Source organism: Pseudomonadales bacterium (assembly GCA_013215025.1).
Taxonomy (GTDB): Bacteria; Pseudomonadota; Gammaproteobacteria; order Pseudomonadales; family DT-91; genus DT-91.
In genome coordinates, this window is record JABSRR010000170.1 from 1 (window position 1) to 6846 (window position 6846).

At 45.7% G+C, this 6846-nt stretch carries 6 protein-coding genes; 2 read left to right on the forward strand and 4 right to left on the reverse strand.

All coding sequences use genetic code 11. From position 1 onward, the window contains the following. The 4 genes from asd to leuC all read right to left on the reverse strand — a co-directional run. On the reverse strand, positions 1-833 hold an 833-nt coding region (asd, locus tag HRU21_10860), incomplete at its 3' end, for an aspartate-semialdehyde dehydrogenase (GenBank protein ID NRA42787.1). 39 nt (positions 834-872) lie between these two features. Next, entirely contained in the window at positions 873-1952 is a 1080-nt protein-coding gene (gene leuB, locus HRU21_10865) for a 3-isopropylmalate dehydrogenase (protein ID NRA42788.1), read from the reverse strand. Between the two features lie 53 nt (positions 1953-2005). Continuing rightward, positions 2006-2656 carry a 3-isopropylmalate dehydratase small subunit gene (gene leuD / locus HRU21_10870; protein NRA42789.1) on the reverse strand — a complete coding sequence of 217 codons (651 nt, stop codon included), beginning with the start codon at positions 2654-2656 and terminating at the stop codon, positions 2006-2008. Positions 2657-2668: 12 nt separating this feature from the next. After that, on the reverse strand, positions 2669-4102 hold the full coding sequence (gene leuC / locus HRU21_10875) for a 3-isopropylmalate dehydratase large subunit (GenBank protein NRA42790.1): 1434 nt from the start codon (positions 4100-4102) through the stop codon (positions 2669-2671). Positions 4103-4233: 131 nt separating this feature from the next. Here leuC and HRU21_10880 point away from each other — a divergent pair, with 131 nt between their 5' ends. Continuing rightward, positions 4234-5124 (forward strand): LysR family transcriptional regulator, encoded by an 891-nt coding sequence (locus HRU21_10880; GenBank protein ID NRA42791.1) that lies wholly within the window; start codon positions 4234-4236, stop codon positions 5122-5124. Between the two features lie 1078 nt (positions 5125-6202). Continuing rightward, positions 6203-6811, forward strand: coding sequence for a protein-L-isoaspartate O-methyltransferase (locus HRU21_10885; GenBank protein ID NRA42792.1), 609 nt, complete (start codon positions 6203-6205; stop codon positions 6809-6811). The last annotated feature ends 35 nt before the right edge of the window (positions 6812-6846 follow it).

Below are 6846 nucleotides of genomic sequence, written 5' to 3' on the forward strand. Positions count from 1 at the left end.
AGTGCTTGAGAATGACAGCGCATTGCGCCTATGCGCACGCATGTTCCGTCAATGGGCAATGCTGAGGAGAGACCCAGCAGCTTATTGGTTTCTGCCATGCCTTTCCATTCTTCCCGGCTTTGTCCATTATCAAGCTGAGTATCAATAAATGGCAACAGGCTTCCCGCCAGAGGCGCGCCGAACTCTGCCGTTGGAAAATCATCTGCGCGCATGGCCGCTGCAACTTTTTTGTCAATTGATAAAATAGCTGAGGCAGGATCAGCCAGATCACTTGCAACCGAATCACGTACAACGCCCATTTGCGTAATAAGTTCGCGCATATTCTTTGCACCAGCGCCCGAGGCTGCCTGATAGGTCATCGCCGAAACCCATTCAACCAGATCCGCCTTGAACAAACCGCCGATCGCCATAAGCATCAAGCTAACCGTGCAATTACCACCTATAAAGTTTTTAACCCCTTGATCAAGTCCCTGCTCAATCACCGATAAATTAACCGGATCTAATACGATAATTGCATCATCTGCCATGCGCAAACTGGAAGCTGCATCAATCCAATAACCTTGCCAGCCACTTGCCCGTAAAGGCTGAAACACCTGCTTGGTATAATCACCGCCTTGACAAGAAACAATCACATCCATTGCCGCTAATGCATCAATGTTTTTTGCATCTTCTAATACGGCAATATCATGCCCAACGGCCGGACCTTGGCCACCAACATTAGATGTCGTAAAAAAGGTTGGCGAAATAGCGGCGAAATCACCCTCTGCCACCATTCTCTCCATGAGCACGGAACCTACCATGCCCCGCCAACCTACAAAACCAACTTTCAACATACCATCACCAACTGTAGAAATTTTTATGCAAAATAAAACTTATGCCTTTAATGCCGTCAGCACTGCTTCACCCATTTCATGGGTAGACACCAAGGTATCGTTAGCTGTATGGATATCACCGGTGCGTAAACCTTGATCCAAAACCTTACTAACCGCATCTTCAATCGCTTGAGCCGCCTCGGCCTCAGCAAAAGAATAGCGCAGCATCATAGCCGCAGATAAAATCGTCGCAAGCGGATTAGCCTTACCCAAGCCTGCAATATCAGGCGCACTTCCATGACAAGGTTCATACATACCGCGACCATTCACATCTAAAGAAGCGGAGGGTAACATGCCGATGGAGCCAGTGAGCATGGCCGCTGCATCAGAAAGAATATCGCCAAACATATTACCGGTGACCAATACGTCAAACTGTTTAGGCGCGCGCACCAACTGCATCGCAGCATTATCAACATACATATGTGAAAGCTCTACCTCAGGGTAATCTTTCGCCACGTCCTGCATGATTTCGCGCCATAACACGGTAACCTCAAGCACATTGGCTTTATCAACTGAGCAAAGGCGCTTATCACGCTTCATGGCAAGTTCAAAGGCAACTTTGGCTATGCGACGAATCTCCGACTCACTGTAACGATAAGTATTAAAGCCTTCACGCTCGCCGTCAGCATTCTCTTGAATACCTCTTGGCTGACCAAAATAAATGCCGCCAGTCAGCTCACGCACGATCACGATATCTAAGCCGGCGACAATCTCTTTTTTTAGCGTCGAGGCATCAGCAAGCTGAGGATATAACAGCGCTGGCCTAAGATTGCCAAATAAACCTAACTGCGAGCGAATACCCAATAAACCTCGCTCCGGCCGTTTAGCCATCTCTAAGCTATCCCACTGTGGCCCACCAACTGCACCCAATAAAATTGCATCAGAGGCTTTAGCCTTCTGCAGTGTCTCATCAGGTAAGGGACCACCGGTTGCATCAATCGCACAGCCACCTACTAGGGCATGATCCAATGCCAGTGACAGGTCAAACTTTTGATTCACAAAGGTTAGAACTTTCTCTGCCTCAGTCATGATTTCAGGGCCAATACCGTCGCCCGGCAGGATTAAAATATTTCTGGTCATATAAGTATCCAATTTTTGTTTTTCTTAACAAACAGTGCCTTAGCAGCAAGTGCTTATGTATTTAGATCCGCGAACAGCCACGGTGATTTAGCCTGCCAAGTCTGCTCAAATTTACGAATTTGATCGGCATCCTCTAGCGTCAAACCAATATCATCTAAGCCATTGATCAAACAATGCTTGCGAAACGGGTCAACTTCAAAGCTAAACATTAAATCAGTTCCGGCAGAGACGGTTTGCTCTGGCAAATCAATGCAAATGGTAAAACCATCATTGGCATAACAGGCGTTAAATAAAGCCTCAACCGCCGACTCCTCCAGCACAATCGGTAAAATACCGTTTTTAAAGCAGTTATTAAAAAATATATCGGCAAAACTCGGCGCAATAACCGCCTTAAAGCCAAAATCTAACAAGGCCCAAGGCGCATGTTCGCGTGATGAACCACAGCCAAAATTAGCTCTTGCCAGTAAAACTTCAGCAGCTTGGTAGCGCGCTTGGTTTAGCACAAAGTCTGGATTTAACGGGCGCTTTGAACAATCCTGATCAGGCTGCCCTTCGTCAAGATAGCGCAACTCATCAAATAAGTTCGGGCCAAAACCTGAGCGCTTGATTGACTTTAAAAACTGCTTTGGAATGATCATATCGGTATCTATATTGGCCCTATCCATGGGCGCTGCAATACCGTTTAATACTGAAAACTTGTCCATTATTTACCTCTTTTATAAAGGCGCTATTTCAAGCGATCGAACATCAACAAAATGACCAGCTATCGCGGCAGCGGCAGCCATAGCAGGACTGACTAAATGCGTTCTGCCGCCAAAACCTTGTCGCCCCTCGAAATTTCGATTTGAGGTAGACGCACAATGCTCCCCCTGACCTAGCTTATCGGCATTCATCGCCAGGCACATCGAACAACCCGGCTCACGCCATTGCAAGCCAGCATCAATAAATATTTGATCTAAACCCTCAGCTTCAGCCTGCTGCTGAACCAGTCCTGAACCAGGCACCACAATTGCCTCGATCAGACTATGTGCCACTTGCTTGCCCTTAACGACTTGCGCCGCTGCGCGCAGGTCTTCAATGCGCGAGTTAGTGCAGGAACCAATGAACACACGATCTAACTGAATATCAGTAATCGCCTGCCCAGCACTCAGCCCCATATACTCAAGCGCTCTTGCATAATCAGACTTTTGTACAGGGTCGTCACAATCATCAGGATTAGGCACTGTAGCATCTATCGCTACTACCATTTCAGGTGAGGTGCCCCAACTGACTTGAGGCTTGATGGCTGCACCGTCTAAAACCACCGTCTTATCAAATACCGCCTCTGGATCAGACACTAAATCTCGCCATGCGGCCTCGGCATCAGCCCATTGCGCTTCATTAGGCGCAAAAGGTCGACCTTTAACATAATCCAGCGTGGTTTGATCAACCGCAACCATGCCAGCTCTAGCACCCGCCTCAATTGCCATATTACAGACTGTCATGCGGCCTTCCATCGACATATCCCGCATCACTTGACCACCAAACTCGATCGCAAAGCCGGTGCCACCAGCCGTGCCAATTTCTGCAATAATCGCCAGCACTACATCTTTTGCAGTTACGCCTGCCGATAACTGGCCGTCTACACGCACCAACATATTGCGCATTTTTTTCTGAATCAAACACTGCGTGGCCAGCACATGCTCAACTTCAGAAGTACCAATGCCGTGCGCCAAAGCGCCCAAAGCGCCATGCGTAGAGGTATGGGAATCTCCACAGACAACCGTCATACCCGGCAATGTTGCCCCCTGCTCAGGGCCTACAACATGCACAATACCTTGCCTAACATCATCGATTTTAAATTCAGGCAAATCAAAATCTTGGCAATTGTCTGCTAGCGTCTTAACTTGAATTTTGGACACTGGGTCAGCGATGCCATCTATGCCTTGCGAGCGCTCTTTCGCGGTCGTCGGTACATTATGATCTGGCGTAGCAAGGTTTGCACTGCGCCGCCAAGGCGAACGCCCGGCCATCCGCAAACCTTCAAAGGCTTGCGGTGAAGTCACTTCATGAATCAGTTGACGATCAATATAGATTAACGCCGTACCATCATCGCGTTGCTTAACAAGATGCGATGCCCATAATTTGTCGTATAAAGTTTTCGCCATAATTTAACTCTCAATCACTGTGTCAATTTTATCCCTGCACGCAAAATAAAACAAATTCATTATTTTTATAATTTGAATAAATTTTAGGAATGGCAATAATACTGACTTAACTCCCGAGTAAGGCCTAAGGCATTATGAATCAGCAAAATCTTGAAACCTTTATAGTTGTTGCCAGAACTCAATCATTTACGCGCACATCCGAGCTACTGCATTTGACGCAACCCGCGATCAGTAAGCGCATACAAAATATAGAACAAGAATTAAACGTTGTATTATTCGACCGCGTGGGTAAAAACGTGATGCTCACGCAGGCTGGCCAAGTGTTTGCCCAACATGCTGAACAGCTGATTCAGGCATTTAAAAATTGTCACATCGAGATGGACAATATTCAGCAACAGGTTTCAGGTAAGTTAAATATGGGGGTTAGTCACCATATCGGCCTCCATCGACTACCCTCAATCCTGAAGCAATTTGCGCTAAATTACCCCGAGGTTCAGCTTTCAATCAGCTTTTTAGACTCAGACGAAGCCTACAAACAGGTCGCTCAAGGCCATGTCGAGTTTGCATTGGCCACGCTAAACCACAGTCAACAGCAATTTGATGCACTTCAGCAGCGGCCACTATGGGTTGACAGCATGCAATTTTGTGTCAACGCTGGGCACGAACTCGACAAACTTCGCCAGCAAAAAAACTTAAATTTACATGATCTTGCAGAGTTCCCGGCTATTTTACCCAAGGCTTCAACTTTCACCGGCAATTTAGTGCAGGCCGCTTTTCTTAACCAAGATGCCGAATTGCAAAAAATTATCGAGACCAATTATTTAGAAACGATAAAAATGATGACCAGTATTGGACTCGGCTGGTCAGTTCTGCCTGCCTCCATGATTGATAGCGAGCTAGTTAGCTTAAAGCTAAATAATAAATCCTTAACAAGGGATCTTGGCCTAATTACTCATCAGGAGCGAAGCTTGTCCAATGCATCTAAGGCCTTTATTTCGATGTTGCCTAAAAGCTTGACTCAATAGAGAAGAGCTTGCCAAGAATATTGCAGCAATCATCTTTTAATATGTGTGAGATAAACACTTGCATTTGTCAGTTAATTTCATCATCATTAAGGAGATATTGCTTATACCAATCAAGCATAAAAACAATAAGACGTCATTGGAAGCCGGCTCGTGTTCGACATAAAAAAAATAACTGCATTCTCTGTGTTTGCAAGTAGCACTATTTTATTATCTCACTATTCTCAAGCAGCATCGTTTGAATTTGACGACTATTCCATTGAATGGGATACCGTTGTCACCGCAGGCACACAGTTTCGTATTGAAGAACGAAGCGAGCGCATCTCTGTCGGCTCGACCGGTGGACCTAACGATATTCAGTTGCGTAATTTGCCAAATATCATCGATAACGCTTTTATCATTAACTCAAATGATGGTAACAATAACTTCGATACCGGCATTGTTTCGCAACGTTTAAGCCTGTTAACCGAAGCCGATGTTAACTTTGGCGACAGCGGCGTTTTCGTTCGTGCCAAATTTTGGCAAGACTATATTTACGACCAAAGCACGGCAGCTGATGAATTTGCCTGGCGCTCAAATAATGCCAACCCTATTTTCGGTCCAGCGGGTGGTTATTCTGGCCAAATTGGCGAATTTAACCCTGCTGCTACCGATTATGCGCGTGAGGGTTACCGTCTTTTAGATGCCTTCTACTACACCAGTTTTATGTTACCGAACGAACAAGAAATGACCTTGCGCTTGGGGCGTCAGGTTATCAGCTGGGGTGAGGCATTATTATCCGGCGGCGGTCTTGCGACCGCTATCAACCACGTCGATGCGCATATTCGTAATCAACCTGGGCTTGAACTTAAAGAACTCTTTTTACCTAACAACTCGATCTTACTTCAAACTAGCCTTACAGACTCGATCAGTATTGAGGCTTACTACCAGTTTGAATGGAATCCGGTATTTATCGATCCATCAAGTACATTTTTCAGTGAATTTGATTCGATCGGTGATGGCGGCGAAAACTTTATGTTTATCACTGGCTACGAAGACAGCATTCTTGGCGTTGACCTGACCTCGCATTTGCTTGACCCTAATGGCGATCGCTTCGACCCTAATAACTGGTGTACGCCTGGGGTTAACTGTGATCAAGCTGCAAACCCAGACCAAGCTGAAGCAATGCTTGAGCTGGCGCAATATTTACCGACAAACTGTAAAAATGAAGGTAAATACAACTATATTACTAATGAATATAATCCTGGCGCCACCGGCACTGCCGGTGATGACAGAAATGCTAAATGTCCAATCTCACCACACCGTTCTTGAAATCGGCACCGGTTGTGGATACCAGGCTGCAATACTGTCTTTGCTGGTAAAAAAAGTTATTTCCCTTGAAATTGTAAAAGCACTTGCGGATTCAACAAAAAAGAGATTGAAAAAATTAAATTACCAAAATATTGAGGTTTTCTGTTTCAATGGGAAAAAGGGATGGGTCAATGACGCTCCTTATGACCGGATCATAACTACAGCAGCACCTACCCAGGTTCCGGATGCTTTAATTGAGCAGCTGGCACCCAATGGCCAAATGGTCATCCCTGTGGGACCAGACGTAAATCACCAATATCTTCACATTATTACAAAAAATAAAAGAGGAATCATCCAGACAAAACAATCCCTGCCCGTACGGTTTGTGCCAATGATTTAAATTAGAACGGATTAATAAGGGACAGCCGTAAGTAG

Excerpts from the sequence above, each read along its gene's own strand:
- HRU21_10885 (NRA42792.1), top strand. The coding sequence starts at position 6,203 with ATGGCGATCGCTTCGACCCTAATAACTGGTGTACGCCTGGGGTTAACT.
- HRU21_10880 (NRA42791.1), top strand. The coding sequence starts at position 4,234 with ATGAATCAGCAAAATCTTGAAACCTTTATAGTTGTTGCCAGAACTCAA.
- leuB (NRA42788.1), bottom strand. The coding sequence starts at position 1,952 with ATGACCAGAAATATTTTAATCCTGCCGGGCGACGGTATTGGCCCTGAA.
- leuD (NRA42789.1), bottom strand. The coding sequence starts at position 2,656 with ATGGACAAGTTTTCAGTATTAAACGGTATTGCAGCGCCCATGGATAGG.